We start from the raw sequence: 26,196 nt of genomic DNA on the forward strand, positions 1-26,196 counted from the left end.
TCGCCTCGACCAAGGCATTCACCTGCCAGCTGGCAGTGCTCGCCGCGCTCGCCGCCAACCTCGCCCGCGCCAAAGGACGAATGAGCGAGGCGGAGGAGCGCGACATAGTCGCCCACCTCCAGGAAGCGCCAGAGGCCATGAACCTGGCGCTCGGCCACGACGAAGATATCGCCGAGCACGCGCACCTCGTCGCCCCGGCCCGCGACGTTCTCTATCTCGGCCGCGGCCCCGACTATCCGATGGCGCTGGAGGGCGCGCTAAAGCTCAAGGAAATCAGCTACATTCACGCCGAAGGCTATGCTGCCGGGGAGATGAAGCATGGCCCGATCGCGCTGATCGATGACCTCGTCCCGGTGATCGTCATCGCGCCGTCGGGACCGCTGTTTGAGAAGACCGTCAGCAACATGCAGGAGGTCCGCGCCCGTGGCGGAAAGATCATCCTGATCAGCGACGCCAAGGGGCTGGCGGAGGCCGGTGACGGCTGCGTGGCAACGATCGAAATGCCCGAGGTCCATCCGCTGATCGCGCCTTTGGTCTATGCCGTGCCGGTGCAGTTGCTCGCCTACCATGTTGCGGTCGCCAAGGGCACCGACGTCGACCAGCCGCGCAATTTGGCGAAGAGTGTGACGGTTGAGTAATCGCCTAATCAGTGCCCTAACCGCGTTGAGGCCACTTAATTTCAGTTAATTGGGGGAATTGCGTTGAGAACTGGCGTTGCGACTATTGCTGAGCTCCTAATTTGGGCAGCGAGTTTTGTTCTTTTGCCTTTCCTCCTAAGCAACTGGTGGGACATCGATCCCGCCGCCCCAGTTGGAGCAGCCGTCCTCGGATGGGGCGCATCTATGGTTGGATTTCTCCTGGCAAATGCAGCTGGGGAAAAGATTTCCAAAGGGGATGAGCGTGCCCATGGCTTCGCGCTTCTGATCGCGATTATCATTCTGCTGGCCGATATTGCAGCTTCACCTTTGGGGTCCACAGTCACATGGACTAGACTAGGCGCTGTCATTGCAGCAATCGTCGACTGGCGAACCTCCGGCGCTTCGTTGCGCAAAACAGCAGTTTAGCGATCCGGCGAGCAGTCAAATATGAAACACATCGGAATCCTCGCACATAGCTTCGAAGGCGCGACGCTTTGCTTCCGCACCGCTTGCCTGGAGGGCGTGAAGCACCTGGGGCCGCACATGCACCCCGAAGTCACCATGACCTGCAGCCCGATGGCCCTGGTGCTGGAGGCGTGGGAACGCGGCGACAATGCGAAGCTGCGCGCCTTCTTCATGGAGGATGCGAAGAAGCTAGCCGCGGCCGGCTGCGAATTTTTCGTTTGTCCGGACAACACCGCCCACATCGCGCTGGAATCGCCGGGCGAACCGTTCCCGCTTCCCGGCCTCCATATCGGTGAGGTGGTGGCCGAGCAGGCCGCAATGGCCGGCCGCACCAAGGTCGGCATTCTCGGCACCAAATATACAATGAACGGGCCGGTCTATCCGGGTGCGCTGGGCCGCCGCGGAATCGGCTGGGCGGTCCCGGACGAGGCCGACCGCAAGATCGTCGACGACATCATCTTCGAAGAGCTTTGCCTGGGAATATTCACCGACAGCGCACGCGACGCCTATGTGCGGATCATCGACAAGCTGAAGAGTGACGGCTGCGACGCGGTGGCTTTAGTCTGCACCGAAATTCCGCTGCTGATCACCCAGGAAGTATCGCCCCTGCCGATCCTCGATTCGACGCGGCTGCTCGCTGCAGCGGCGGTCGAAGTAGCGCTAGGTGAACGACCCATGCCGGAATGGCGCGGCGGCCCAATCGGCTAGGCAGCCGCAGCCTCGCGCTGCGCTTCCAGCATTTTGATATGGCGGGACAGCTTCTCGTATAGAAAGTCGATCACGGTGCGGACCCGCGGCGTGTGGCGCAGCCGCTCATGGGTTACCAGCCACATCACGCGGCCGTGGCCATCGCGGGGCGGCACGCAGCGAATCAGGTCGGGATCGGCGTCGGCGACGACGCAGGGCAACACGGCAATGCCAAGCCCTGAGCGGATCGCCGACATCATTCCCATCGCCGAGGCATGGTGCATGATCACCCGGTCATCGAGCCCGAGTTCGTGCAGCCAGGCGGAGTATGCGTGCCATAGCTTGGGTCCGCCCCCGCCGATAAAGGCGTGCTTCTTGAGCTGCGCCCTGGTCTGCGGGACGCCGTTCGCTGCGGCATAGTCGCGGCTGCAATAGAGCGTCCAATCGTCTGGGCACAGACGACGTCCGACCACGCCGGACCCGATATCGCCGTAGGCACTGCGCAGCGCGATATCGGCTTCTCCCTCGCCAAGGTCGCGGAAATATTGGCTGTCATCGAGCTCGATCAGGATTTCAGGATGCTTTTCATGCAGCTCGCGCATCATCGGCGCGAGCAGGGTCACAAAGATTTCCTGGGTGGTAATGCGCACCGTGCCGCTGGTGTCACGAACCTGGGCGGCCGCGGCCTCGGCAAAGCCAGTCGCGGAAATCTCGACTTGCCGGGCGCGCTCGACCAGCTCCTCGCCGGCCGGCGTCAGCGCGTAGCCGGCCTGGCGCCTTTCGAACAATGGCAAACCGAGCGCCTCCTCCAGAGCGGCGATCCGGCGGGCGACAGTCGTTTGGCTGACCCGCAGCGCCCTTCCAGCCGCCAGCGTGCTGCCGCCATCGGCGACGGCAAGGAAATAGCGGAGGTCGTTCCAGTCCAGCATCGCCGCCATCCTAGCGTCCCTGTCCGTCAAGGCATTCTGCGATTTTGCAGAATAATATCACGACATCGTTGCTTTTGGAAACTGATTTACGGGCATAGATGGATGGTCACGCCGGTAGACCCGGTCCCACCAAAAAGGGGATGTGACATGACCAAGATTTTTCTCGCCACCCTGTTGGCCTTCACCGCAACGCCGGCCTTGGCCGAGCAACCCGTCACCGCCGTCAGCATCGTCCAGACTGCCGATCTCGACCTGTCGACCGCCAGCGGCCAGCGCGCCCTCGACCAGCGCCTTGCCCAGGCTGCCAAGGAAGTGTGCGGCACCGCTTCGGACGTCGACATTGCCGGCACGAATGACGTTCGCCACTGCCGCGTCGAGACGCTGGCCGGCCTGTCGGCCGAGCGTAACCAGCGGATCGCCGCTGCTTCCGGCAGCCCGATCAAGGTTGCTGCCCGCTAATCGACCAACCTCTTTTGCCCCCGCGAAGACATCCGCCTGACCATGTGTCAGGCGGATGTTTTTTTGTGTGAGCGATGTGGCCACGCTGGTTGACGTTAATATTCGCACGACGGCAAAGACGACCAATGACTCAGCAGATCGGCTTCGACCATTTCCTCAAGGTCGACATTCGGGTTGGCACGGTGATCGAGGCCGTCGAATTCCCCGAAGCGCGCAAGCCTGCCTACAAGCTGAAAATCGATTTCGGTGAGGAGATCGGCATCAAGCGCTCGTCGGCGCAAATTACGGTCCACTATCAGGCCGAAGAGCTGGTCGGGCGGCAGGTCGCAGCCGTCGTGAACTTCCCGCCGCGCCAGATCGGTCCGTTCATGTCCGAAGTGCTGACGCTGGGCTTTCCCGACAGCAACGGCGATATCGTCCTGATCGAGCCGGAGCGCGCTGTTCCTAATGGTTCGCGGATGTTCTGACGCACTGTCTCGACGCCGCCCAAGCCTGTGGCTAGGGCAGGGCGCGTGACCAACCACGCGCTTCGCCTCCGGCTCGATTCCCGGGCCCTCCAGAATAACTGGCGTTGGCTCCAGCGGACCGCCGGCGTGCCTGCGGGTGCAGCCGTCAAGGCCGATGGTTATGGCCTGGGTGCTCGTGAAGCCACGCGCCTGCTCGCCGAAGCAGGCTGCCGGGATTTTTTCGTCTCGACCTGGGCCGAGGCCGAGGCGCTTGGGCCGCTACCGACAAGCGCCGAGCTGGTCGTGCTGCATGGCGTTGGTCCGGACGACCTGACGGCGGCCTTGGCCAGTGCCGCGCGGCCCGTGCTCAATACGGCCGAACAGGTCGCGCGCTGGAAGCAGGAAGCCCCCGGCCGACTGTGCGACGTGATGGTCGACACCGGCATGAACCGGCTCGGCCTACGTACCGACGAACTCGCCCATCTCGACGGTCTCGACATTCATACACTGCACAGCCACCTCGCCTGCGCCGACGAGGATAACGCGATGAACGCGGTTCAGCGCGACCGGTTCGCGGCGGTGGCGGCGACTATGACCGCCAGGCGTTACGCACTGGCCAACAGCGCCGGTATCTGCCTCGGAAGCGAATATAGCTTCGGCCTGGTACGCCCGGGTCTGGCTTTATACGGCGGCGTTCCGCGGCCGGAGGCGGCCGGCCACATCGCCCAGGTCGCTTTTCCCGAGGCCGAGGTTGTGCAGCGGCGGACGATCAGGGCCGGCGAGACTTGCGGCTATGGCGCGACCTGGACCGCGGCGGCGGACACCGAGGCCGCGATCGTCAACATCGGTTATGCCGACGGTTATTTGCGCTGCTTCGCCGGCAAGGGATCGGCCAGCATCGGCGGCAAGACTCTGCCGCTGATCGGGCGCGTCTCGATGGACCTGATTGCGCTGGATGCCGGCGCCGTGCCGGAACTCCGCGAAGGCGATTGGGTGACGCTTGATTATGACCTGCCCCGCGCGGCGGAGGCGTCAGGCCTGTCCCAATATGAGCTGCTGACCGGGCTCAGCGAGCGCCTGGAGCGGCGCTGGTCTTAACCTTCGGCGCCGGCGTCTTCGGCTTGTAGGCGCACAGGTCCGCAACCGGGCAGCGCCAGCATTCAGGCGTCCGCGCCTTGCAGATGTAGCGGCCGTGCAGGATCAGCCAGTGATGGGCATGCGTGACGAACGGCTCGGGCGTCACCTTCTCCAGCTTCAGCTCGACCGCCAGCGGGTCCTTGCCCGGCGCCAGGCCGGTTCGGTTCGACACACGGAAGATGTGCGTGTCGACCGCGATGGTCGGCTGGCCGAAAGCGACGTTGAGCACGACATTGGCGGTCTTGCGCCCGACTCCCGGCAACCTCTCCAGCTTGCTGCGCTCTTGCGGGACCTCACCCCCAAATTCATCGACCAGGATGCGCGCCGCCGCGATGACGTTCTTGGCCTTCATGTTGAACAATCCGATCGTCTTGATGTGTTGCCTGAGGCCATCTTCGCCAAGCTCGAGCATCGCCTCGGGCGTTTTCACCTCCGCGAACAGCTTTCGGGTGGCCTTGTTGACCCCGACGTCGGTTGCTTGCGCCGACAGCGCCACCGCGACCAGCAGCGTGTAGGGGTTCACATATTCAAGCTCGGTCTCCGGTGCCGGATTCGATTCGGCCAGGCGGCGGTAGAATTCGAAGACTTCGGCTTGCTTCATTTGAGATCATCCAGGGCGGCACCAAGCCGGGAGAGCGCTTCTTTCACCATGTCCGTTTCTCCGCCCATGCTGACGCGGAAATGGTCCGGCATGTCGAACCAGCGGCCGGGCACGATCGACGTGTCATATTTCGAGCGAAGCAGTGCATCGAGCGGCTCGGTGTCGCCTCTCGCCCAGCAGGGGAAGGCGGTAACGCCATGCTCTGCGGCCATGCATAACAGGTCGCCGCGCGTCCCAACAAATTCGTTGAACAGGGTTCGATTGCGCGCGAGCCGCTCGAATGTCCCGGCAGAAATTTCGTCGAGGTGCTCGAACGCGAAGCAGGACAGCGTCTCCGACTGGTGCGGTTGGTTGACTCCGAACAGGTCGTTCAGTCGCCATATCCGTTCGGCGAGCCCAGGCTCGGCCAGGATCCAGCCGCAGCGAAGCCCGCTCAGCCCATAGACTTTGGTCAGGCTGTTGGTGACGACAAATTGCGGCCCAAGCAGCGCCGAGGTCGGGCGCGGCGGCACGGCGCTGTCCAGATAGACTTCATCGACCAGCACATGCGCGCCACAGCGCTCGGCGATTGCGCCGATTGCAAGGAGATCATCTTCGCCGGTCAGCGCGCCGCTCGGATTGTGGGGGTTAGTCAGCGCGATCAACTTGGTGTGGTTGGATGCTTCGGCTTCGAGCTGATCGATATTCAGCCGATAACCGGCATTTGCGTGGCGCTCGACCCAACGAACTTCCGCCCCGAGAAAGCGGGCGGAGGCCAGCATTGGCTCATAGGCCGGCCGCTCGAAAAATACCTCGTCGCCTGGGGAGATCAGCGTCGCCATTGCCAGGAAATTGGCCATCGACGTGCCATTGGCGGTGACGACCATCTCCGGCTTGACCCCATATCGCTCGGCAATCGCATGGCGCAGCGGCGCGTAGCGAAAATGGCTCGCTCCATCGAGGTCGAGATCGGCGATGGTCAGCGGAAGGCGATCGAGGCGGAAGTGTGTCACGTCGCTCGACGACAGGCTGTAACGCACCGGGCGCTGATACTTGGCCCAATGCATATAGTCGGATTGCACGGCGCCGCGGCCCAACATCAAGCCGGAGCCTTGTTCTTGCGCTGCCAGTAAAGGCATGCGGGAATGCCGGCGGCCAAAATTGCAAAGCCGATCAGGCTGTTGCGCGGATTGCTGAATGTGGTGGCGCTGACCACCACGGCGCAGGCGAGGACGAAAAATCCGGTGGTGAATGGGTGCCCCGGAGCGCGAAATGCGGAGCCCGTCGGGTCGCGGCTTCGAAACACGAATAGCGCTGCGCCGGTCAATCCGAAAAAGATGAAATCGACCGCCGTGACATAGCTAAGAATTTGTCCGTAGGTTCCGGACAGGGCGATGGCGATTGCTGCCGCACTCTGGAGCATGATCGCCATGACCGGCACTCTCGTGGTCTCGCTGACCTCGGCGATCTTGCGGAAGAACAGCCCGTCCTCGGCCATCGCAAAATAGACTCGTGGCGCGGTCAGCATGCCTTGGCTCAGGAAGCCGAGCGCCGAAATGGCGACGCCAAGCGCAATCAAGGTCGCGCCCTTGCCGCCCAGTGCCAGTCGCATCACGTCGGCCGCAGGCGCCGGGGAATTGGCGAGCCCGGATGGGCCCAGCGCATAGACGCAGACGAACGCGACCGCCGTGTAGAGGATGACCACGCCGGCGACGCCCCAGAGCAGTGCCCGCACCAGGTCGCGGCGCGGGTCGCGCATTTCCGCCGCAACGAAGCTGGCCGTCTGCCATCCGCCATAAGCGAACATGACCGGGGTCATGGCGGCACCGATCGCGGCGATCATGCCAACTGAGGAATGGCTTAGCGGTGGAGATACATAATCGGGATTGGCCGGGGCGAACCAAAGGCCGGCCAACACCAACAGCGCGATGGCGGCGATTTTCAACACCATCAGGCCGCTCTGGACGGTGCCGCCGGCGCGGACGCCAAGGCAATTGATCGCCATCAGCAGCAGCAGAACCGCGACCGCTACAACGCTGTCGGGGAAGGCCAGCGCGGTTAGCTCACCGAAATAGCGCGCGAAGGTGATGGCCACGGCGGCCATCCCGCCCGACTGGATCACCAGCAGCAGCGACCAGCCGTAAAGAAAGGCCGGAGTCGCCCCAAAAGCATCGCGCAAATAGGCATATTGGCCGCCGACATAGGGCCGCCGGTCGGCGAGCTCGGCATAGACCAGCGCGCCCGCCATCGCGATAAGCCCACCGAGAACCCAGACCCCGACAATCAGCCAAGGAGCATCGACGTAGCGCGCAACTTCGGCAGGATTGACGAAGATGCCCGAGCCGATGATCCCGCCCATGACCAGCATGGTCGCGTCGAATGGGCCGAGGCGTCGGGCGAGGCCGTGGCTGGCAGGCTCGCCGCTCATGCGGCGTCGATAACGTCGCGCATGGTGTAGAGGCCGGCCGGCTTGCCCTTGAGGAAGCGTGCGGCGGCGAGGGCACCGCGGGCGAAGATCATGCGGCTGTCGGCACGATGGCCAAGTTCGATCCGTTCGCCATCGCCCGCCAGGATGACTACATGGTCGCCCGCAACCGAGCCGCCTCTCAAGGATGCGAACCCGATCGAGCCGTCTTCGCGCGGATGCGGCTCGCCGAACCGGTCAAAGCGGGCAAGATCTGTGAGCTCCTTGCCGCGTGCCTGCGCGGCGGCCTGGCCGAGCAGCAGCGCCGTCCCCGATGGCGCATCTACCTTGGCGCGATGATGCATCTCGAGGATCTCGATGTCCCATTCGGGTCCAAGCCGGGACACCGCCTGCTCGACCAGGCTGCGCAGCAGGTTGATTCCGATCGACGTGTTGGGGGCGCGCAGAACCGCGACACTCATGGCCGCCTCGTCGATGGCTCGCTGATGCTCATCGGTAAGCCCGGTAGTCCCGACAAGGATCGGGATTCCGGCGGACACGGCCCGGTCGAGGCTGGCGCCAAGCGCGTCCGGGGAGGAGAAGTCGATCAGCACATCGCCATGGTTGTCGGCCAGCTCGAATCCTGCGTCAGCGGCGATCGCCGACTGGATTGCTTTTCCCATGCGGCCGTCGGGCGCAAACAGGGCTATGCGGACGGGCTGCTGGTCAGTGCGCATCGCCGGGTGATGGCCGAAGCGTCAGGCGGGTGCAATGCCCAGCCGCTGTTGCAACGCCAGCGCGGCGGCCGGGGCGCGGACCTTGGAGCCGTTGATCATGAACACATAGCTATCCTTGCCCCAGGCTTCGATCATGCCGGCGAACCGATCGAGCGACGGGCCGTCATAGCCGGTCGGCACATCCTCGCTCATGCGCTGCAGCCGCGCGTAGCGGAAGTCCGCGGTGTCGGCGTCGATCAACGGAAACTCGTCATCGTCGCCGTAGACGATTGCCACATTATGATCCCGGCACAGGTCCATGAACGCCTCGTCGCGGAAGCTTACGTGACGCGGCTCAACCGCGTGGCGCAGCGGGATGTCATCCTGCTGTTGCGGCAGGAGCTTCAGGAACGCCGCGAAATCTTCACGGTCGAACTTCTTCCGCGCCATGAACATCCACAGGATCGGGCCGAGCTTGTCGCCGAGCGCGGCAAGCCCCTGAGCCGCGAAATTGCTGATGCCGTCGCCCGCCTCGGCCAGCTTCGACTTCATAACGATGAAGCGCGAGCCCTTCACCGCGAACTGGAAGCCGTTGGGGACCGTTGCCGCCCAATTCTCCCAGCTCTTTTGACTTTGACGCCCATAGAAAGTCGCGTTGATCTCGATCGCGGTCAGCTGGCTCGCGGCATATTCGAGCTCGCGCTTCTGGACGAGGCTGTCGGGATAGAAGGTCCCGCGCCAGGGTTCGTAGGTCCAGCCGCCGATGCCGACCCGGATGTTGGATTTGGCCATGCCCGCATCAACAAGCAGGCGGGCGCTTTGTCTAGGGCGTTGTTGCCGCTGCTGCCGGCACGACCGCCGGACCCGGCGTGGTGAAGTCCTCGACCGCCAGCCATTTGCCGTCCGCTCCCTTGCGATAGACGGTCAGGTAGCTGCCCTTCTCGGTCTTGGGCTGCTTGGTCGCCTGGTCGGTGTAGGTCAGCGTGTAATGGCCGCGGCTCGAGGCCAGTTCGCCCGACGCGGCGACGATGATCCGGTCGCTGGCGAAATCGACCTTGAGATTTGGATCCTTGGCCATCGCATCGAGGAAGATGCTGCGGCCGACGCTATCGGTCATCAGGGATGCGCCATTGCTGGCCAGCGCGGCGTCAGCCTCATACTGGCTAGCGAGTCCGTCGGCGTCATGTTTGTTGTAGGCGTCCATCCAGGCAGTTTCCTTGGCGCGGATCGCCTGCTCCGCAGCCGCGGCATCGACCTTCGCTGCCTTGTCCGCCGGCTTGCAGGCAGTGACGCTCAACGCAACCAAGACCAATGCGATCGATGCTGTCCTCATGGCTCGTCCTTCCCGGTGCAGCAGACGGTGCGGCCGCGCACCAACCACAGCGCGGCGAGTCGCTCCTAACAGAAATTTAACGTGGGTTAATCAGCGAGGAAGCGCGCCGCGATGTCGCGGGCGAGCCGAACCGGCCGGCGCGATGCGGAATCGAGGCAGCACCAGCTGCTCTTGACCTCGGCCAGCACTTCCTCGCCGCGCTTGATCACAGTGGTGAAGAAGGCCTTGGCGCCCTCGACCCGCTCGGCGATGACGTCGGCCACGACCAAATCGTCGAGGAAGGTCGGGCGGCGGTATTTGATCTCGTGGCTGAGCGCGATCCACAGGTGCCGCGCGACCGCGTCGGGCGGGGCGACCTTCTCCCAATAGCGGACCACCGCTTCCTGCACCCACTTCAGATAGACGCTGTTGTTGACATGACCCATATGGTCGATGTCGTCGGGCGCGATGCCGATCGGGTGATGATAGGCGCTGCTCACCATGAACCTCATAGTGCGTGTCACTGACAAAAGTGTCAATATCGTTACCGGCTGACTCCATGCTTAAATGCGATAGGGTGCAGCGATGGGCGCGGTGAACAACATCGTCATCCTGACCGGGGCGGGGATCAGCGCCGAAAGCGGCCTGGCCACCTTTCGCGGCCCGGACGGCCTGTGGGAGGGCCATCGGGTCGAGGATGTCGCGACGCCTGAAGCGTTCGACCGGGACCCCGCGCTGGTCCAGCAATTCTACGATGCGCGGCGCGCCCGGCTCGGCGAGGTAGATCCCAATGCGGCGCACGAGGCGCTGGCCCGGCTGGACGCCGAATGGCCCGGCGAGCTGCTGATCGTCACCCAGAATGTCGATGATCTGCACGAACGCGCCGGGGCCAGGCGCTTGCTGCACATGCATGGCGAGCTGGCCAGCGGCTGGTGCCTGGCATGCGGCGCGCGGTTCGCTTGGACCGGCGCGATGGCGGACGGGACCAGCAACCAATGTCCGCGCTGCGGCTTGTTCGGGCAGGTTCGGCCCGACATCGTCTGGTTCGGCGAGATGCCCTACGAAATGGAGCGGATCGACGAGGCGCTGCAGCGCTGCGACCTGTTCGTGTCGATCGGTACATCAGGCGCGGTCTATCCGGCTGCCGGCTTCGTCCAGACTGCGCGCTATTGCGGCGCGCGCACAATGGAGATCAATTTGGAGCCTAGTCAGGGCAGTATCTTCTTCGATGAGCGGCGCTATGGACCTGCGGGTATCGAAGTTCCGAAGTGGGCGGAGGAATTGCTGGGCTAATCCGCCCAATCTAGCCCGATATCCTCATATAGCCCACGGTCCTCGCCCCAGCGCGGGTTGACCTTGACGTGCAGGAACAGGTGGACCTTGCGGCCGAGATGCTCGGCGATCTCCGCCCGCGCCGCCTGCCCGATCGCTTTCAACCGCGCTCCGCCTTTGCCGACCACGATGGCCTTCTGGCTGTCGCGCTCGACCAATATCTGCTGGTGGATGGCAGTCGAACCGTCCTTGCGGTCTTCCCATTTCTCGGTCGCCACCGCGCTGGCATAGGGCAGCTCGGCGTGCAGCTGGTGATAGAGCTGCTCTCTAGTCAGCTCGGCCGCGACCATGCGGTCGGTGACGTCGGTCAGCTGGTCTTCGGGGAAATGCCACGGCCCTTCGGCCATCGCCCCCGCGAGATGCGATTTCAGCGCGGGCGCCCCATCGCCGGTTGTGGCGGAAACCATGAACACCGCTTCCGGCTTCAACCGCTCGGACAGCCGCGCGGCGAGGACGAGCAGGTCGTCCTTCCGGGCGATGTCGACCTTGTTGAGCACTAGAATCTTGGGCTCGGTGCGTTCCTCGACGCCGTGAAGCATGTCTTCGACCCGCGCACCGACCCTGGCCGCGGCGTCGATCACCAGCACCACCCGGTCAGCATCCTCCGCGCCTTCCCAGGCGGCCTTGACCATCGCCCGGTCGAGCCGGCGATTGGGCGAGAAAATGCCCGGCGTATCGACCAGCAATATCTGCGCCTCGCCCTCGATCGCGATGCCCATCAGCCGGGCACGCGTCGTCTGCGCCTTGGGGCTGACGATCGCGACCTTTTGGCCGACCAGCGCATTGACCAGGGTCGACTTGCCGGCGTTGGGGGCGCCGAGCACCGCGACCAGTCCGCAGCGGGTCATCTGAGATTCTCCAGCAACGCCGCAGCGGCAGCCGTTTCGGCCTCCTGCTTGCTGTCGCCCTCGGCCTCGGCCTCGCCATGCTTGCCGAGGCTGACCTTGACCCGGAAACGCGGCGCGTGGTGGGGGCCGAAGCGCGACACCAGCTCATAGGAGGGTACGCCGAGCTTCTTCAGCGCGGCCCGCTCCTGCAACGCCGACTTGGGGTGTTCCGGCGCCTTGCGCTGGCCGTCAAGGAACGGCGCCCAATGGGCCCGGATGAAGGCCGCGGCCCGCTCCAGCCCGCCATCGAGATAGAAAGCGCCGATGATCGCCTCGACCACGTCGCCGACGACATTGTCGCTGAGGTTGGCATGGTCTTCGCGCGCCTGTTTGCCGAGGCGGATGAAAGGCGGCAGATCCAGCGCGCGGCCGACCTCGCCGCAGGTCTCGCGCGCCACCAGGGCATTGTAGCGCCGGCTCATCTTGCCTTCGGGCTCGTTGGGGAAGCGCTCGTACAGCCATTCTGCGACAACCAGGCCCAACACCCGGTCGCCCAGGAACTCCAGCCGTTCATAGGTTTCACGGCCGTGGCTGCCGTGGGTCAATGCCCGCTCGAACATCTGCGGGTCCTTGAGCTCGCCGCCGGCCACTTCGCCGATGAAGGAAGGCAGCTTGATCATGGGTGGTAATCGTAGCCGAGACGGTCGGTCCGGAGCGCGCTGAACCAGCTGATCGGGTTGATCCAAGATGCGCTGCCGTCGGTCGACCAGTAGGCGCGTTCGGCGCGTCCAACGACGCGGTCGACAGGAACGATGCCCATTCCGCCGGCCAACACCGAATAGCGGCTGTCTAGGCTGTCATCGCGGTTGTCACCCATCACGAAGATGCCGCCTTGCGGCACGGTGATCGGGCCGAAATTGTCGGCGACGCTCTGGTCGGTCTGGTCGAGCACGACATAGCTGCGCCCGCTGGGCAGCGTTTCGCGATAGGCGGGATAGACGCAGCCCTGGACGCCGCCCTCGGTCGGTCGCGTCATGGCGACGGCAGGTGAAACCACCTTGCAAGGGCTGTTGGCGGAAATCGGCAGCAGAAAGTCGTCGACCCGAACCCGGGGGACCGGCCTTCCGTTCAAGATCAGCTGGCCGCCAGCAACGGCAACTGCATCGCCAGGGAGCCCGACTACGCGCTTGACCACATCATCTCCTTGGGGACCTTCGAATACGACGATGTCGCCGCGTTCCGGATAGGCACCGAGCACGCGTCCCTTGAACGGCGGAAATCCGAGCGGGAAGCTGGCGCTGGAATAGCCATAGGGCCATTTCGACACGAACAGATAATCGCCGATCATCATCGTTGGCAGCATCGAACCCGACGGAATGTTGAATGTCTGCATGACGAGGCTGCGCAGCGCCCAGGCGGCGAAAGCAATGATCACCACAAATTTCAACAGGCTGCCGGGTGTTTCTTTTGTCTTTTCGGACGGCCGATCACTGTAGTGACGGCGGCGGAACAGGGAAAAAGCCATATCGAGCCGCTTTTGAAGGCTGAGCCGCCAAGGTCAAGCGGGGATGGAAAATGTCCGCGCCGTCTCTATGAGAGCAGGCCATGGCGATTCTGGACTGCAAGGCTGCGTGGAAAACCATCAAGGCTGCCCGCCCGCCGAAGCTGGCTGACCTGTTCAAGGCCGAAACGGAGCGCGTTGCCAATTTCAGCAAGGACGTCGCGTCGATCCATTTCGACTGGTCGAAGACCCACCTCGACGAGGAGGTGCTGGGGGCCTTCGCCGTGCTGGCCTATGCGGTCGATTATTATGGGGCGCGCGACTGTCTGTTTGCCGGTGATATCGTCAATCTGACCGAAAACCGGCCGGCGACCCATGTCGCCGAGCGTGGCCAGGGCAATACCAACGACAATTATCTGGCCGCCGAGCGGCATCAGCGGATGCGCAGCCTGGTCGACGCGATCGAGGGCGGGGCGTTTGGCGAGATCGATTCGATCCTGCACATCGGCATCGGCGGGTCGGCGCTCGGCCCGGACCTGGTAATCGACGCGCTGGGCCGCGATGCCGACCGGTTCGAGGTCCGTGTGCTCAGCAATATCGATGGCGAGGCGTTCGACGAGGCGACCTGGGGCCTCGACCCGGCGTCAACCTTGGTGGTGGCGGTCAGCAAGACTTTCACCACCACCGAGACGCTAACCAACCTCGAGGCGGCGCTGGAGTGGCTGCGCGAAGCCGGCGTGGCCGATCCGTTCGGCCAGGTGATCGCGGTCACCGCATCGCCCGACAAGGCCATCGAATATGGCATCGACGAGACCCGCGTCCTGCCGTTCAGCGAGGGCGTCGGCGGGCGCTACTCTTTATGGTCGTCGGTCGGCCTGTCGATCGCGCTGGCGCTGGGCTGGGGTGCGTTCGAGGAATTGCTCGAAGGCGCGGCGGAGATGGACCGCCACGTCAAGCTGACCGACGGGACGGCCAACATGGCGCTGCTCGCCGCCTTCGCCGACCTGTTCTATACGCAGTCGCGCGGCACGCAGAGCCGGGCATTGTTCGCCTATGACGAGCGGCTACGGCTGTTGCCCGACTATCTCCAGCAGCTTGAGATGGAGTCGAACGGCAAGTCGGTGACCGCCGAGGGCAAGCTGCTCGGCCAGCCGTCGGCGCCGGTCACCTGGGGCGGGGTCGGGACCGACGCGCAGCATGCGGTGTTCCAGCTGCTTCACCAGGGGACGACCGCCATCCCGGTCGAATTCGTCGCGGTGATCGAGCATGAGGACAGCGTCGAGCCCCGGCACCACCAGCTGCTGCTCGGCAATTGCTTCGCGCAGGGCGCTGCGCTGATGGCCGGGCGCAAGCATGAGGATCCGGCGCGCTCCTATCCCGGCGACCGGCCCTCGATGACCGTCCTGCTGGCGCAACTCGACGCCCGGACGCTGGGCGCGCTGATCGCCTTTTACGAGCATCGCACCTTCGCCAATGCCGTGCTGCTGGGGATCAATCCGTTCGACCAGTTTGGCGTCGAGCTGGGCAAGGACATGGCGCGTTCGCTCGACGATCCGGAGGGACGGGCCAAGCTGGACGCCTCCACGCGCAATCTGATCGAAAGGGCAGGGCTATGATGCGGGCGCTGCTGTTCGCGTCTTTGATGCTGGCAACTTCCGCCAGCGCCGAGCCGCTGATCGTCGATAACGGCCGCCTGTTCATCCAGGCCAAGATCAACGACGTTGCCACCGAGGCGCTACTCGACAGCGGAGCGGAGACGAGCTTGGTCGACATCAAACTGGCGGTCGAGGCGAAGCTGGCGGCTGGCGAAAAGGTCCAGCTCAAGGGTTCCGGTGGCGAGCAGGAGGTTTCGGTGGTCTCCGGCGTCCGGATCGAGGCGCTTGGACAAGTGATCCCCGCCGCCGAGATCGCGGTGCTGGACCTTTCGGAACTTTCCATTCGCCTGATCAAGCGCCCGACCCGCGCGATCGTTGGCCGAGAAGTGTTCGACGCCGCGCCGATCCGGATCGACCTCGCCCATTCCGACGTCCGCGCCCTTAGCCGGAACGATGTGTTCAGGGGCAAGCGCCTGCCGCTGACCGGGCATGGCGGCATCGAAACCGTGCCCGTTCTGCTAGGCAAGGAAAGCGCGCAGGCGGTGGTCGACTTCGGTAACGGCACTGGCGTCATGATCAGCAAGGAGCTGGTCGCCAAAATGGGCCTGAAGCCGGTCGGCAAGATGAGGGGCGGCGGATTTGGCGGCGAGGTCGAGCGCGACGTGGTCGTCCTGCCCAAGCTGACCTTGGCCGGCCGCACCTTTCGCAATGTCCGTGCCGGCGTCGACGAAACATCGAGCCGGGCACCGCTCAATATCGGCACGTCGATCCTCAAGCATTTCATCGTGACCGCTGATTACAAGGGCCGGGCGGCATGGTTCGAGCCGGTCAAGGGAGCTGGCCATTGAGCGACTATGACCTGTTCGTGATCGGCGCCGGATCGGGCGGGGTGCGCGCCTCGCGGATCGCCGCGGCGCATGGCGCGAAGGTCGCCGTGGCCGAGGAGCATAAGGTCGGCGGGACCTGCGTCATCCGCGGCTGCGTGCCGAAGAAGCTGCTGGTCTATGGCGCGCACTTCGCCGAGGATTTGAACGACGCGGCGATGTTCGGCTGGGACGTGCCCAAGTGCGATTTCAACTGGCCGGTGCTGCGCGACAATGTGCTGCGCGAGGTCGGGCGGCTGGAAGGGCTCTACACCCAGACTTTGACCAACCATCAGGTCGAGATTTTCCACGAGCGGGCGACGGTAACCGGGCCGAACGAGGTTAAGCTGGCGTCGGGCCGGACGGTTTCGGCGGCCAAGATCCTGATTTCGACTGGAGCGCGGCCGCAGATGCCCCAGATCGAGGGCGTCGAGCATGCGATCAGCTCGAACGAGGTGTTCCACCTGCCGACGCTGCCGAAGCGGATCGTGATCGCGGGCGGTGGCTATATCGCCAACGAATTCGCCGGCATCTTCCACCAGTTCGGCAGCCATGTGGTGCTGGTCAACCGTTCAGACGTGATCCTGCGCGGCTATGACGAGCAGATGCGCGACAGGCTGCTGCAGATTTCGATGACCAAGGGGATCGAGTTCCGCTTTAATTCCAGCTTCAACAGGATCGAGAAACGTGACGACGGCCGGCTGTCGATCGACATGGAGGGCTGCGACGACCTCGAAGCGGATGCGGTGCTGTTCGCCATCGGCCGCGTCCCCAATACGCAGGGGATTGGGCTGGAAGAAGTCGGCGTCGCGCTGGGCGAACGGGGCGAGATCAAGGTCGATGCCGACAGCCGCAGCAGCGTGCCGTCGATCTTCGCGGTCGGCGACGTCACTGACCGCATCCAGCTGACCCCGATCGCGATCCGCGAGGGCCATGCCTTCGCCGATAGCCAGTTCGGCGGCGAACCGTGGCAGGTCGACCATGATTGCGTGCCGCACGCGGTCTTCTCGCACCCGCCGATCGCTAGCGTCGGCATGACCGAGGGCGAGGCGCGCAACCGGCTCGGCCAGGTCAGGACCTACACCAGTGATTTCCGGCCGATGAAGAATGTGCTGGCCGGCCGCAACGAGCGCTCGCTCTACAAGCTGGTGGTTGACGGCGCGACTGACCGGGTGGTCGGCATCCATATGATCGGGCCCGATGCGCCCGAAATCCTCCAGGCGGCGGCAATCGCGGTTAAGGCGGGCCTCAAGAAGGCCGACTTCGACGCGACGGTCGCCCTCCATCCCACCATGTCAGAAGAATTGGTATTGATGCGCTGATGCACGACATTTTGATCATTGGAGCCGGCCACAACGGCCTGACTTGCGCCCATTACCTGGCCAAGAAGGGCCTCAAGGTCGCGATCCTCGAAGCGTCCGACAAGGTCGGCGGGGCGGCGGTGACCGACGAGTTCCACCCGGGGTTCCGCAATAGCGCGGCGAGTTACACCGTGTCGCTGCTCAACCCCAAGGTCATCAAGGACATGGAGCTGGAGCGCCACGGGTTGAAGGTCGTTCTGCGCAAGCGGGACAATTTCCTGCCCGGTTACGACGGCAAATATCTGCTGACCGGGCGCGACGGACTGACCCGGGCCGAAATCGCAAGGCACAATGCGGCCGACGGCCCTGCCTATGACCGTTACCATGAGGAACTGGACACGGTCGTTCCTCTGATCCGCAAATGGCTGCTGAAGGCGCCGCCGGGGCCGGGCCGGGGTGTGCGTGGCCTGCCGACATTGGCCAGCCTGGGACGCGACCTAGTCGGCCTCAAGACCGACGAAATCCGCATCGTCCATGAATTCGCGACCAAGAGCGAGGGCGACATCCTCGACCGCTTTTTCCAGAACGATCTGACCAAGGCACTGTTCGCGTTCGACGGGATCGTTGGCAATTTCGCGTCGCCCTATACGCCGGGCACGGCCTACGTCTTGTTGCACCATCTGTTCGGGGAGGCCGCCGGCGTTCCCGGCGCCTGGGGCCATGCGATCGGCGGGATGGGATCGATCACCCAGGCGATGGCCAGTGCCTGCCGCGAAGCGGGTGTCGACATCGTTCTCAGTTCGCCGGTCAGCGAGATTATCGTCGAAAAGGGCCGCGCCGCCGGCCTGGTGTCGGGCGGCAAGAGCTGGCGGGCGCCGACCATCGTCGCCGGGGTCAATCCCAAGCTGCTGTTCGACCGGCTGGTGCCGAAAGGCGCTGTCAGCCGTCCGGTTGAGGAGCATTTCCACCACTGGGGCTGCGAAAGCGCGACCTTCCGGATGAATGTCGCCCTCGACAAGCTGCCGAATTTCACCGTCAAGCCGGGCCGCGGCGACCATCTCACCGCCGGCATCATCATGGCGCCGAGCATGGATTATATGCATCGCGCTTTCGCCGACGCAGCACTCAACGGCTGGTCGAAGCAACCGGTGATCGAGATGCTGATCCCCTCGACGCTCGATCCCAGCCTGGCGCCCAAAGGCAAGCATGTCGCTTCGCTGTTTTGCCAGCATTTCCGCTACAAATTGCCCGACGGACGGTCGTGGGACGACGAGCGCGAGCAGGCAGCCGACGCGATTATCGCCACCGTCGACGGTCATGCCCCGGGCTTCGCCCAGTCGGTCATTGCCCGGCAGATCCATTCGCCGCTCGATCTCGAACGGCGGTTCGGGCTGATCGGCGGCGATATTTTCCACGGCAAGATGGGGCTGGACCAGCTGTTCAGCGCCCGGCCGATGATCGGCGCGGCCAATTATCGCATGCCGCTGGCGGGACTTTACCTGTGCGGTTCCGGAGCTCACCCGGGCGGCGGCGTTACCGGCGCCCCCGGCCATAATGCGGCGCAGGCGATCCTTTCCGACCGCCGCAAGATCTTCAAGAAGCGCCGCGCGGCATGATCAAGCCGCTGGAGGGGGTCAGGGTCCTCGACCTCAGCCGCGTGCTGGCCGGGCCATGGGCTACCCAGCTGCTGGCCGACCTCGGCGCGGACGTGATCAAGGTCGAAAAGCCCGGCGCGGGCGACGATACGCGCCACTGGGGACCGCCCTGGCACGAGCATGGCGAGGAGAAGGTCGCCGCCTATTTCCTCGCCGCCAATCGCGGCAAGAAGTCGGTGGCGATCGACTTTGCAACCGAAGAAGGCGCAGCGCTGGTACGCAAAATGGCGGCCGACGCCGATGTCGTAGTCGAGAATTTCAAGGTCGGCGGCCTCAGGAAGTTCGGTCTCGATGCGGTAAGCCTTCGCGCCGCCTATCCCCGGCTGATCTACGCCTCGATCACCGGCTTTGGCCAAAACGGTCCCTACGCTCCCCGGGCCGGTTACGATTATATCATCCAGGGCATGGGCGGGCTGATGAGCCTGACCGGCCTGCCCGACGGCGAACCGGGTGGCGGGCCAATGCGCGTCGGCGTCGCGGTCGCCGACCTGTTCACCGGCATGTACACCGTCAGCGCCATCCTGGCGGCGCTCTATCGGCGACAGCAGACCGGTGAGGGCGCGACCATCGACATGGCGCTGCTCGACACGCAGCTGGCGGTTTTGGCCAATCAAGCTTCGAATGCGCTGGTCAGCGGGAAAGATCCTGGCCGGCAAGGTGCGGGCCACCCGAATATCGTGCCTTACCAGCCGTTCGCGGCATCGGATCAGCCGATTATCATTGCGGTCGGCAACGACCGGCAGTTCGCCAGGTTCGCGGCGATCGTCGGGCATCCCGAATGGGCCGACGATCCGGCCTATTCCACCAACCCGGCGCGAGTTAGCGCTCGCGAGACGCTCGTCCCGATGATTGCCGACATCATCGCCACACAGCCGGCAGCGGAGTGGCTGGCGCAGCTCGAAGCGGCGGGAATTCCGGCCGGTCCGATCAATACGATCAGCCAGGCGCTGGCAGACCCGCAGGCCGTGCATCGCGGCGTTCGAATCCAAGCTGGCGGAGGCGCGCTGGGCGAAGTGCCGATGGTTGGCAGCCCGATCCGCATCGATGGTGAGCGGACAGACGCCCCGTTGTCGCCGCCCGCACTCGGTGAGCATGGCCACCTGCTCCGCCAATGGCTCGATGCGGCCGATCTGGATCGGCTGAAAACGGCTGGAATCGTCGGCTGAGTTAAAATCTTGTTATATTGAAGCCTTTGTCACATACCCCTGCTCTCCCTTGTGGAGGACTGCTTGGCCAAGGTCTTTCTGAGTTATTCGCGTGAGGATGTTGCCGCGGCCAAGCGTCTTGCCGTGTGCATGGAACGCGCCGGGCACCAAGTCTGGTGGGACCGCCAGATTGAGGGCGGCTCCCGCTTCACCGCCGAAATCGATCGCGAGCTCAAGGGCGCCGACGCCGTTGTCGTTATGTGGACGAAATCGGCGGTCGAATCCCCCTGGGTCCAGGACGAAGCCGCCGAAGGCCGGGATAATGGCCGGCTAGTTCCCATCCTGGTTGGCACCGACAAGCCGCCACTCGGCTTTCGTCAATTTCAGTCGATCGATTTTGGCGATTGGGATGGCAGGGAAGATCCCCCCGCCCTTGATGCCCTGATCCGTGCCATTGCACAAAAGGGCAAGGAAACCGAGGCGGCACCGGTAGGCGCCCAGCAATCCGCCGCCAGCCGGCAGCATCGCGCCGCGATCTGCGTCCTTCCATTCGTCAACATGAGCGGAGATCCCGAGCAGGAATATTTCAGCGACGGAATTTCGGAGGACATCATCACGGACCTGTCAAAGGTTTCTGCCCTGTCTGTCGTCGCGCGCAATACGGCGTTCCAGTTCAAGGGTGAGGCGGTCGACGTGAAACAGGTCGCTAACACTCTTGGCGTCGATCACGTGCTCGAAGGAAGCGTGCGCAAGGCCGGCAATCGCGTCCGGATCACCGCCCAGCTCATCGACGGCAAGGCCGGAGACCATCTTTGGGCCGACCGTTACGACCGCGATCTGACCGACATTTTCCAGATCCAGGACGAGATTTCGAAAGCGATTGTCGGCGCGCTCAAGCTCAGGCTGCTGCCCGAAGAGAAGAAAGCGATCGAGACGCGCGGTACGCAGAGCGTCGAGGCCTACAATCTCTATCTGATGGCGCGCCAACAATGGACCGAAGGTAGCCTCGGTGACGTCCGCCGCCAGGAAGCGATCGTCAGGATGTGCAAGCACGCGCTGACTTTTGATCAGGATTATGCGGCGGCCTGGGCACTGATGGCCCTTGCCCAATCACAGTTGCGTTTCTGGCACGGGACGGACGTCGATCCTGCACCGGCCGCCGAGAAGGCCCTGTCGATCAATCCGAACCTTGCGGAAGCTCACTGCGTCAAGGCACATCTCCTGGAGGAACAAGGACGCACCGACGAAGCCGTTGGTGAAATCGACACGGCGGTCCGGCTTGATCCTGAATCGTGGGAGGTGAACCGCGAGGCAGCGCGGTTGCTTTTCCGCCAGGGTCGAATCCGCGACTCCATACCGTATTTCGAAAAAGCCGTGTCCTTGATGGACTGGGATTGGCACAATGCGTTCATGCTGATCACCTGCTATCGTGAGACCGGCGAGCCCGAGAAGCTTCGGCAGGCTGCACAAATGTCCGTCGATCGGTCGGAAAAGGCGATGGCCAAGGATCCGTCCAATTCGACCGTGCTTGCCGGTGGTGCCAGCGCATTGGCAGCTCTCGGCGAGGACGAAAGAGCCAGGGAGTGGATCGATCGCGCGCTTCTGCTCGACCCTGACAACAATATCATGCGCTACAATCTGGCTTGCGCGCTCGCCACCGATCTTGGTGATTCTGATCGGGCAATTGCAGTGCTTGAGCCCTATTTCTCGACGACATTGGGTGTAAGCCATATCCGGCATGCCGAGGTCGATCCCGACCTGGATATCTTGCGAGAAGATCCGCGATTCAAGCAAATGCTCGTAGCAGCGAAGCAGCGTCTCGGAATCAACGCGGTCGAAGCCGATGCGTGAGGCGGCTCACGTCTTTATTTCCTATGCCCGCTCGAGCGAGGGGCTGGCGAACCGCGCCGCCGAGGTGCTTCGCGGGGCCGGCTATAGCGTCTGGCGTGACGACGAGCTGCCCGCCCACCGCAGCTATGCCGAAGTGATCGAGGAGCGCTTGAAAAGCGCGAAAGCCGTCGTCGTTTTATGGTCGGCGGAAGCCGCAAAATCGCAATGGGTTCGCGCCGAAGCGGATACGGCGCGCGGGACGGGGACCCTCGTGCAGGCAAGCGTCGATGGGACCCTGCCGCCAATGCCGTTCAACCAGATTCAGTGCGCCGACCTTAAGGATTGGGACGGCGCCACGGATTCACCCGGTTGGCAGAAGCTGGAGTCCAGCGTTGCCGCGTTGGTCGGAGGAACTGACGGGGAAGCCACCGCCGCGGCGCCGGCAGCTGTCCGGGCGCCGTTGGTGCGCGCATCCGTCTGCGTGCTCCCCTTCGTCAACATGAGCGGCGAGCCCGAGCAGGAATATTTCAGCGACGGCATCAGCGAGGATATCACAACGGACTTGTCCAAGATTTCCGCACTTGAAGTGGTCGCCCGCAACACCGCGTTCAGCTTCAAGGGCCAGAATCCGGACGTGAAGGATGTCGCGAAGCAGCTCAGCGTCAGCCATGTACTGGAAGGCAGCGTGCGCAAGGCGGGCAACCGTATCCGGATCAACGCCCAGCTGATCGACGGCTCGACCGGCAAGCATCTCTGGGCCGATCGTTTCGACCGGGACCTCACCGACATTTTCGAGATCCAGGACGAGATATCGAAAGCGATTGTTGACGCGCTGAAAGTGAAATTGCTTCCGGCCGAGAGGAAGGCAATCGAGAGCCGCGGCACTTCAAACGTCGAAGCCTATAATCTCTACCTGATGGCGCGGCAGCAATGGATTGGGGGCGCCCTGGGCAAATCGTCGCGCGAGGAGGCCATTGTCCGGCTTTGCAGGCAGGCGACGCAGCTCGATCCTGATTATGCGCAGGCCTGGGCACTGATGGCGCTGGCTCAACTCGAACTGCGATTCTGGCATGGTCGCGACGAAGACGCGGTGCCGGCCGCCGAGCGCGCGCTCGAGATCAATCCCGGGTTGGCAGAGGCCCATTGCGCCAAGGCGCGCTATTTGGAGGAAGGGGGCAACGCTGACGAAGCCGAGAAGCAAATCCGCACAGCGCTCAAGCTTGACCCCGACTCCTGGGAAGTGAACCGCGAAGCAGCACGGATGCTCTATCGGCACGGCCACATCGGTGAGGCGATCGCCTTCTTCGAGAAGGCGACTTCGTTGATGGACAATGACTGGAACAGCTCGATGATGCTGGTGCCATGTTATTCCGCTACCGGCGACGAGGCAAAGCTGTGCAAGTCAGCGCGCACCGCGGTGGAAAGAGCCGAACGTGCAATCGCCCAGGACCCAACTAACGGCACGGCATTGGGAGGCGGCGCCTATTGCCTGGCCATGGCGGGTGACGAAGACCGGGCGCGCGACTGGATCCGCCGGGCGCTGCTGCTCGACCCGGAAAACCTCAGCATGCGGTACAATGTTGCCTGTACTCTTGCGCGCAAGCTTGGCGACGCCGGCGAGGCGATTGAAGCTTTGAGGCCCTATTTGGAGACCGCGACCGGCGCCACGCAGATCGCCCATGCCGAGGCCGATCCCGATCTCGACACACTCCGCGACGACCCGAGGTTCAAGGAAATGCTTGTAGCGGCGAAGCAGCGGATCGGAATGACTGAAGTCAGCTAGTCCACCGCCCTGCCTAGCGCTCGTCCGGTGTAGGTTCGGACGTCAGCACATCATTCTTGTAGCGCGACTGGATGAAGCGGCCCTGTGTTTCGAACGCGGCCATGTCGGCACGGGCCAGCTTCTCGCTAATTTCGGTCAGCGCCTGGCGGCCGGCCGCCAACGCCTCGACCAGCCGCTGATCGACACTGACGTCTTCGCCGTCGCGTTCACCGCGATAGGCGGCGGGAACATGGACATAACGATCGATCAAATTGGGCAAATGAACCGACATCAGCCGCCGCGCATCCTGGGCATTGGGATCGAGATCGGGGATACGCTCCAGCGTTTGGCGCAGGGCAGGGAGCTGGGCCGACAGCAAGTCCAGTTCAGCCTGGGCCGGCGCCGGCAGGGCCTTGCGCGCGCGAAACAAATAGCTGTCGAACCGCGCGACCATCTGCCCATTGGGCAGATCGGGTGTGACGTTGGGCGCGGCAATCTCCCGGCCGCCCGAAAAGATCAGCAGGGCGCCGACGCCAATCGCCAGGCCGACCGCCGCCAGAAAGCCGAACATGCCGATCGGCTCGACAAGGCCGATAATGATCGTCGCGATGCTGATCAGCAGCACGGCGACGCCGATGCGGCCCAGCGTCTTGCCGAGACCCGCGTTCAGCCGCTGGCGTTCACGCCTCGCGGCGTCGCGCGCGGCCCCGCCGCGTTCGTCGAGCGACCGCATGACACGGTCGGCCCGGGCAATGGCAATCTCGGTCTTTTCGGACGTCATTTTTGCTCAATTGGGGTGAACGGCGAGGTAGCGTTCTCCAGCTTGGCCTGGGCGACGCCCTCGGCGCGGGCGATATAGCCTTTCGACTTCTCGACCTCGGTGCCAAGCGTGTCGACCGTCTGCTTCATATTTGCCAGTGCGGCCAGCTTGAACTGGTCGATCTGGTCCATCGTGTCGTAGATGTTCTGGAAGGCGCGCTGCAGCGTTTCCAGCGGAATGGTCGACGACGCTGCCTGCTCGTGGATCGCGCCGCTCTGGGTCTTCAAAAGCTCGCCGGTGCTGTCAATCATCGACGCGGTGGTCGTGTTGAGCGCGCTGACCTGCTCCAGCACCAGCCGCTGGTTGGTCATCGCCTGAGCCACCGTCACCGCGGTGCGCAGCGCCGACACGGTCGTCGTCGACGCGCGGTCGACGCCCTTCACCAGCTCGACATTGTTCTTCTTGACCAGGTCGAGCGCCAGATAGCCCTGCACCGTCACCGCCATTTGCGTCAGCAGGTCGGTGGTCCGCTGGCGCGTGTAGAACAGCGCGCTTTCGCGGATGGCCTTGGCCTTGGCCGGCTCGGTCGCGTCGAGCTCGTTGGCCTTGTCTTCAAGCGTCTTGTCGAGCGTCTTGGAGATGTGAACCATCTGCTCGAGCTTGTGCATCGTCTTCCACAGGCCGGCGCGCTCGGTGTCGATCGCGGCATTGTCCATCAACAGCTCGTCCTTGCCGTTGGCGAGCCGGCCGAGGATCGCCGAGATGTGCGACTGCGAGCTGCGGTACTTGTCGAAATAATTGTTGATGCGCCTTCCGAACGGAATGATGCCGAGAAACTTGCGGGTCGTGAACGACTTGCTGTTTTCCTTCGGGTCCAGCTCCTCGACGGTGCGGCGAAGCTCGACCAGGTCGGCGCCGATGCCGGTGTCGCTGTCGATCGCCTTGACCGGCCGGTCGAGGAAGCGGTTCGAAGCTCCGGCCGCCTCGGCGATTTCCTTGCGACCCATCGCCGTCAGCGCATCGACCTTCTTGCCGAATTCGGGGCTGTTGCTGTCGAGCGCGGCAAGCTCCTCGACGAATTTCATGACCTTCTGGTCGAGCTCGCTGGTCTCCTCGCTCTTCAGCGGGACCAGGCCCGACGCCTCGTGGACCGGGATCGCCTGCAGCGCCTCGGGCGGCTCCAGCTTGATCTTGGTCGCGGTCTCGGTCGTCGAAGCCGCTGCCGATTGGGGGTCGCTGGCCATGCTATTCGTCCTTCTCTTCCCTGTTGCGGCGGAGGGTGGAACGCCCGCCGTCCCCGCGCAAGAGTCTATCCACTGTATTATAGGTGTAAGACGCAGCGGTTCAAGCGTCCCGCGATTGGACGTGGTTAGCGAACCGTGAACCACGCGTCGGAACGCTTCGCTTACCGTGTCCGCGCTAGATGCAACTCAAACGCGTTCATCCGGCGAGGAAAGAAGATGCTCAAGGCATTCAGCAAGCTGTGGAACAACGAGCGGGGCAACATGGTGGTGATTGCCGCCGCCGCGCTGCCGTTGCTGGTCGGCTCGGCGGGCCTCGCGACCGACACCATCCAATGGGCCCTGTGGAAGCGTCAGCTGCAGCGCGCGGCCGATTCCGCGGCCATCGCCGGCGTTTACGATCGGTTTGCGGCTGATGGCGCCACAAGCAACACGGTAACCGCGGTAGATCACGACCTGACGCTGAACCAGCATACGGTCATGTCGCTGCAGCCGGGCTATCCGGTGGTGACGTTCCCGGCCAACGCCGGCAACAACAAGAACCAGGTCCGCGTAGTGTTGGCCGTTCAAAAGAATCTGTCATTCAGCTCGATGTTTCTATCGGCTGCGCC

General features: G+C 63.9%; 28 protein-coding genes. 15 read left to right on the forward strand and 13 right to left on the reverse strand.

Annotated elements, in window-relative coordinates; translation table 11 throughout:
* The 3 genes from Q0C64_RS07780 to Q0C64_RS07790 all read left to right on the forward strand — a co-directional run.
* A partial coding sequence (locus tag Q0C64_RS07780) for an SIS domain-containing protein (protein WP_294122388.1) occupies positions 1-638 on the forward strand: 638 nt, incomplete at its 5' end.
* Between the two features lie 204 nt (positions 639-842).
* A complete protein-coding gene (locus tag Q0C64_RS07785) occupies positions 843-1,064 on the forward strand; it encodes a hypothetical protein (protein ID WP_294122391.1) in 222 nt (73 codons plus the stop codon).
* Positions 1,065-1,085: 21 nt separating this feature from the next.
* Entirely contained in the window at positions 1,086-1,811 is a 726-nt protein-coding gene (locus tag Q0C64_RS07790; protein ID WP_294122392.1) for an amino acid racemase, read from the forward strand.
* Here the strand turns inward: Q0C64_RS07790 and Q0C64_RS07795 are convergent.
* Entirely contained in the window at positions 1,808-2,728 is a 921-nt protein-coding gene (locus Q0C64_RS07795) for a LysR family transcriptional regulator (RefSeq protein WP_294122394.1), read from the reverse strand. The genes Q0C64_RS07790 and Q0C64_RS07795 overlap by 4 nt on opposite strands.
* Before the next feature lie 138 nt (positions 2,729-2,866).
* Between Q0C64_RS07795 and Q0C64_RS07800 the strand changes: the two genes are divergently transcribed.
* From Q0C64_RS07800 to alr, 3 genes are all read left to right on the forward strand, one after another.
* Positions 2,867-3,178 (forward strand): UrcA family protein, encoded by a 312-nt coding sequence (locus Q0C64_RS07800; protein ID WP_294122396.1) that lies wholly within the window; start codon positions 2,867-2,869, stop codon positions 3,176-3,178.
* Positions 3,179-3,303: 125 nt separating this feature from the next.
* Positions 3,304-3,645: a tRNA-binding protein gene (locus Q0C64_RS07805; RefSeq protein ID WP_294122397.1), complete on the forward strand. Its 342-nt coding sequence runs from the start codon at positions 3,304-3,306 to the stop codon at positions 3,643-3,645.
* 45 nt (positions 3,646-3,690) lie between these two features.
* On the forward strand, positions 3,691-4,722 hold the full coding sequence (gene alr / locus Q0C64_RS07810; protein ID WP_294122399.1) for an alanine racemase: 1,032 nt from the start codon (positions 3,691-3,693) through the stop codon (positions 4,720-4,722).
* Here the strand turns inward: alr and nth are convergent.
* The 7 genes from nth to Q0C64_RS07845 all read right to left on the reverse strand — a co-directional run bounded on the left by nth (position 4,691) and on the right by Q0C64_RS07845 (position 10,276).
* The gene (gene nth / locus Q0C64_RS07815; protein ID WP_294122401.1) at positions 4,691-5,362 is read right to left on the reverse strand and encodes an endonuclease III; all 672 of its coding nucleotides are present in this window, start codon (positions 5,360-5,362) and stop codon (positions 4,691-4,693) included. The two genes, alr and nth, sit on opposite strands and share 32 nt — an antisense overlap.
* A complete protein-coding gene (locus Q0C64_RS07820; protein WP_294122404.1) occupies positions 5,359-6,441 on the reverse strand; it encodes a pyridoxal phosphate-dependent aminotransferase in 1,083 nt (360 codons plus the stop codon). Before Q0C64_RS07820 ends, nth begins: the two co-directional genes overlap by 4 nt.
* On the reverse strand, positions 6,441-7,769 hold the full coding sequence (locus Q0C64_RS07825; protein WP_294122407.1) for an amino acid permease: 1,329 nt from the start codon (positions 7,767-7,769) through the stop codon (positions 6,441-6,443). The genes Q0C64_RS07820 and Q0C64_RS07825 overlap by 1 nt, the downstream gene beginning before the upstream one ends.
* A complete protein-coding gene (gene dapB / locus Q0C64_RS07830) occupies positions 7,766-8,482 on the reverse strand; it encodes a 4-hydroxy-tetrahydrodipicolinate reductase (protein WP_294122411.1) in 717 nt (238 codons plus the stop codon). The genes Q0C64_RS07825 and dapB overlap by 4 nt, the downstream gene beginning before the upstream one ends.
* A 21-nt stretch (positions 8,483-8,503) precedes the next feature.
* Positions 8,504-9,253, reverse strand: a complete 750-nt coding sequence (locus tag Q0C64_RS07835) for a DUF72 domain-containing protein (protein WP_294122413.1) — start codon at positions 9,251-9,253, stop codon at positions 8,504-8,506.
* A 31-nt stretch (positions 9,254-9,284) separates the two neighbouring features.
* Positions 9,285-9,794 (reverse strand): nuclear transport factor 2 family protein, encoded by a 510-nt coding sequence (locus tag Q0C64_RS07840; protein WP_294122414.1) that lies wholly within the window; start codon positions 9,792-9,794, stop codon positions 9,285-9,287.
* A gap of 86 nt (positions 9,795-9,880) precedes the next feature.
* A complete protein-coding gene (locus Q0C64_RS07845) occupies positions 9,881-10,276 on the reverse strand; it encodes a thioesterase family protein (protein WP_294122416.1) in 396 nt (131 codons plus the stop codon).
* A gap of 82 nt (positions 10,277-10,358) precedes the next feature.
* On the opposite strand from Q0C64_RS07845, the gene Q0C64_RS07850 reads away from it, so the two are divergent.
* Complete coding sequence (locus Q0C64_RS07850; protein ID WP_294122418.1) at positions 10,359-11,066, forward strand: NAD-dependent deacylase; 708 nt, start codon at positions 10,359-10,361, stop codon at positions 11,064-11,066.
* Here the strand turns inward: Q0C64_RS07850 and era are convergent.
* Genes era through lepB form a run of 3 tightly spaced genes read right to left on the reverse strand, consistent with a single transcriptional unit; the run spans position 11,063 to position 13,457 of the window.
* The gene (gene era, locus Q0C64_RS07855; protein ID WP_294122420.1) at positions 11,063-11,953 is read right to left on the reverse strand and encodes a GTPase Era; all 891 of its coding nucleotides are present in this window, start codon (positions 11,951-11,953) and stop codon (positions 11,063-11,065) included. The two genes, Q0C64_RS07850 and era, sit on opposite strands and share 4 nt — an antisense overlap.
* On the reverse strand, positions 11,950-12,612 hold the full coding sequence (rnc, locus tag Q0C64_RS07860; RefSeq protein WP_294122422.1) for a ribonuclease III: 663 nt from the start codon (positions 12,610-12,612) through the stop codon (positions 11,950-11,952). The genes era and rnc overlap by 4 nt, the downstream gene beginning before the upstream one ends.
* Positions 12,609-13,457, reverse strand: coding sequence for a signal peptidase I (lepB, locus tag Q0C64_RS07865; RefSeq protein ID WP_294122424.1), 849 nt, complete (start codon positions 13,455-13,457; stop codon positions 12,609-12,611). Before lepB ends, rnc begins: the two co-directional genes overlap by 4 nt.
* 80 nt (positions 13,458-13,537) lie before the next feature.
* On the opposite strand from lepB, the gene pgi reads away from it, so the two are divergent.
* From pgi to Q0C64_RS07900, 7 genes are all read left to right on the forward strand, one after another.
* On the forward strand, positions 13,538-15,049 hold the full coding sequence (gene pgi / locus Q0C64_RS07870) for a glucose-6-phosphate isomerase (RefSeq protein ID WP_294122426.1): 1,512 nt from the start codon (positions 13,538-13,540) through the stop codon (positions 15,047-15,049).
* Positions 15,049-15,876 carry a pepsin/retropepsin-like aspartic protease family protein gene (locus tag Q0C64_RS07875; RefSeq protein ID WP_294122429.1) on the forward strand — a complete coding sequence of 276 codons (828 nt, stop codon included), beginning with the start codon at positions 15,049-15,051 and terminating at the stop codon, positions 15,874-15,876. The genes pgi and Q0C64_RS07875 overlap by 1 nt, the downstream gene beginning before the upstream one ends.
* Positions 15,873-17,213, forward strand: a complete 1,341-nt coding sequence (gene gorA / locus Q0C64_RS07880) for a glutathione-disulfide reductase (RefSeq protein WP_294122432.1) — start codon at positions 15,873-15,875, stop codon at positions 17,211-17,213. Before Q0C64_RS07875 ends, gorA begins: the two co-directional genes overlap by 4 nt.
* Positions 17,213-18,808 (forward strand): NAD(P)/FAD-dependent oxidoreductase, encoded by a 1,596-nt coding sequence (locus Q0C64_RS07885; protein ID WP_294122434.1) that lies wholly within the window; start codon positions 17,213-17,215, stop codon positions 18,806-18,808. Before gorA ends, Q0C64_RS07885 begins: the two co-directional genes overlap by 1 nt.
* Positions 18,805-20,013 carry a CaiB/BaiF CoA-transferase family protein gene (locus tag Q0C64_RS07890; RefSeq protein ID WP_294122437.1) on the forward strand — a complete coding sequence of 403 codons (1,209 nt, stop codon included), beginning with the start codon at positions 18,805-18,807 and terminating at the stop codon, positions 20,011-20,013. Before Q0C64_RS07885 ends, Q0C64_RS07890 begins: the two co-directional genes overlap by 4 nt.
* Positions 20,014-20,076: 63 nt before the next feature.
* The gene (locus Q0C64_RS07895; protein ID WP_294122439.1) at positions 20,077-21,843 is read left to right on the forward strand and encodes a TIR domain-containing protein; all 1,767 of its coding nucleotides are present in this window, start codon (positions 20,077-20,079) and stop codon (positions 21,841-21,843) included.
* The gene (locus Q0C64_RS07900) at positions 21,836-23,605 is read left to right on the forward strand and encodes a TIR domain-containing protein (protein WP_294122441.1); all 1,770 of its coding nucleotides are present in this window, start codon (positions 21,836-21,838) and stop codon (positions 23,603-23,605) included. The genes Q0C64_RS07895 and Q0C64_RS07900 overlap by 8 nt, the downstream gene beginning before the upstream one ends.
* 13 nt (positions 23,606-23,618) lie before the next feature.
* Here the strand turns inward: Q0C64_RS07900 and Q0C64_RS07905 are convergent, their stop codons facing one another.
* Both Q0C64_RS07905 and Q0C64_RS07910 read right to left on the reverse strand, forming a co-directional pair.
* Positions 23,619-24,365, reverse strand: a complete 747-nt coding sequence (locus tag Q0C64_RS07905; protein ID WP_294122443.1) for a hypothetical protein — start codon at positions 24,363-24,365, stop codon at positions 23,619-23,621.
* Positions 24,362-25,588 carry a toxic anion resistance protein gene (locus Q0C64_RS07910; RefSeq protein ID WP_294122445.1) on the reverse strand — a complete coding sequence of 409 codons (1,227 nt, stop codon included), beginning with the start codon at positions 25,586-25,588 and terminating at the stop codon, positions 24,362-24,364. The genes Q0C64_RS07905 and Q0C64_RS07910 overlap by 4 nt, the downstream gene beginning before the upstream one ends.
* A 216-nt stretch (positions 25,589-25,804) precedes the next feature.
* Here Q0C64_RS07910 and Q0C64_RS07915 point away from each other — a divergent pair.
* Positions 25,805-26,196: Tad domain-containing protein (locus tag Q0C64_RS07915; RefSeq protein ID WP_294122448.1), on the forward strand; the 392-nt coding region annotated here is incomplete at its 3' end.

Source organism: Sphingomonas sp. (genome assembly GCF_023266535.1).
GTDB lineage: Bacteria > Pseudomonadota > Alphaproteobacteria > Sphingomonadales > Sphingomonadaceae > Sphingomicrobium.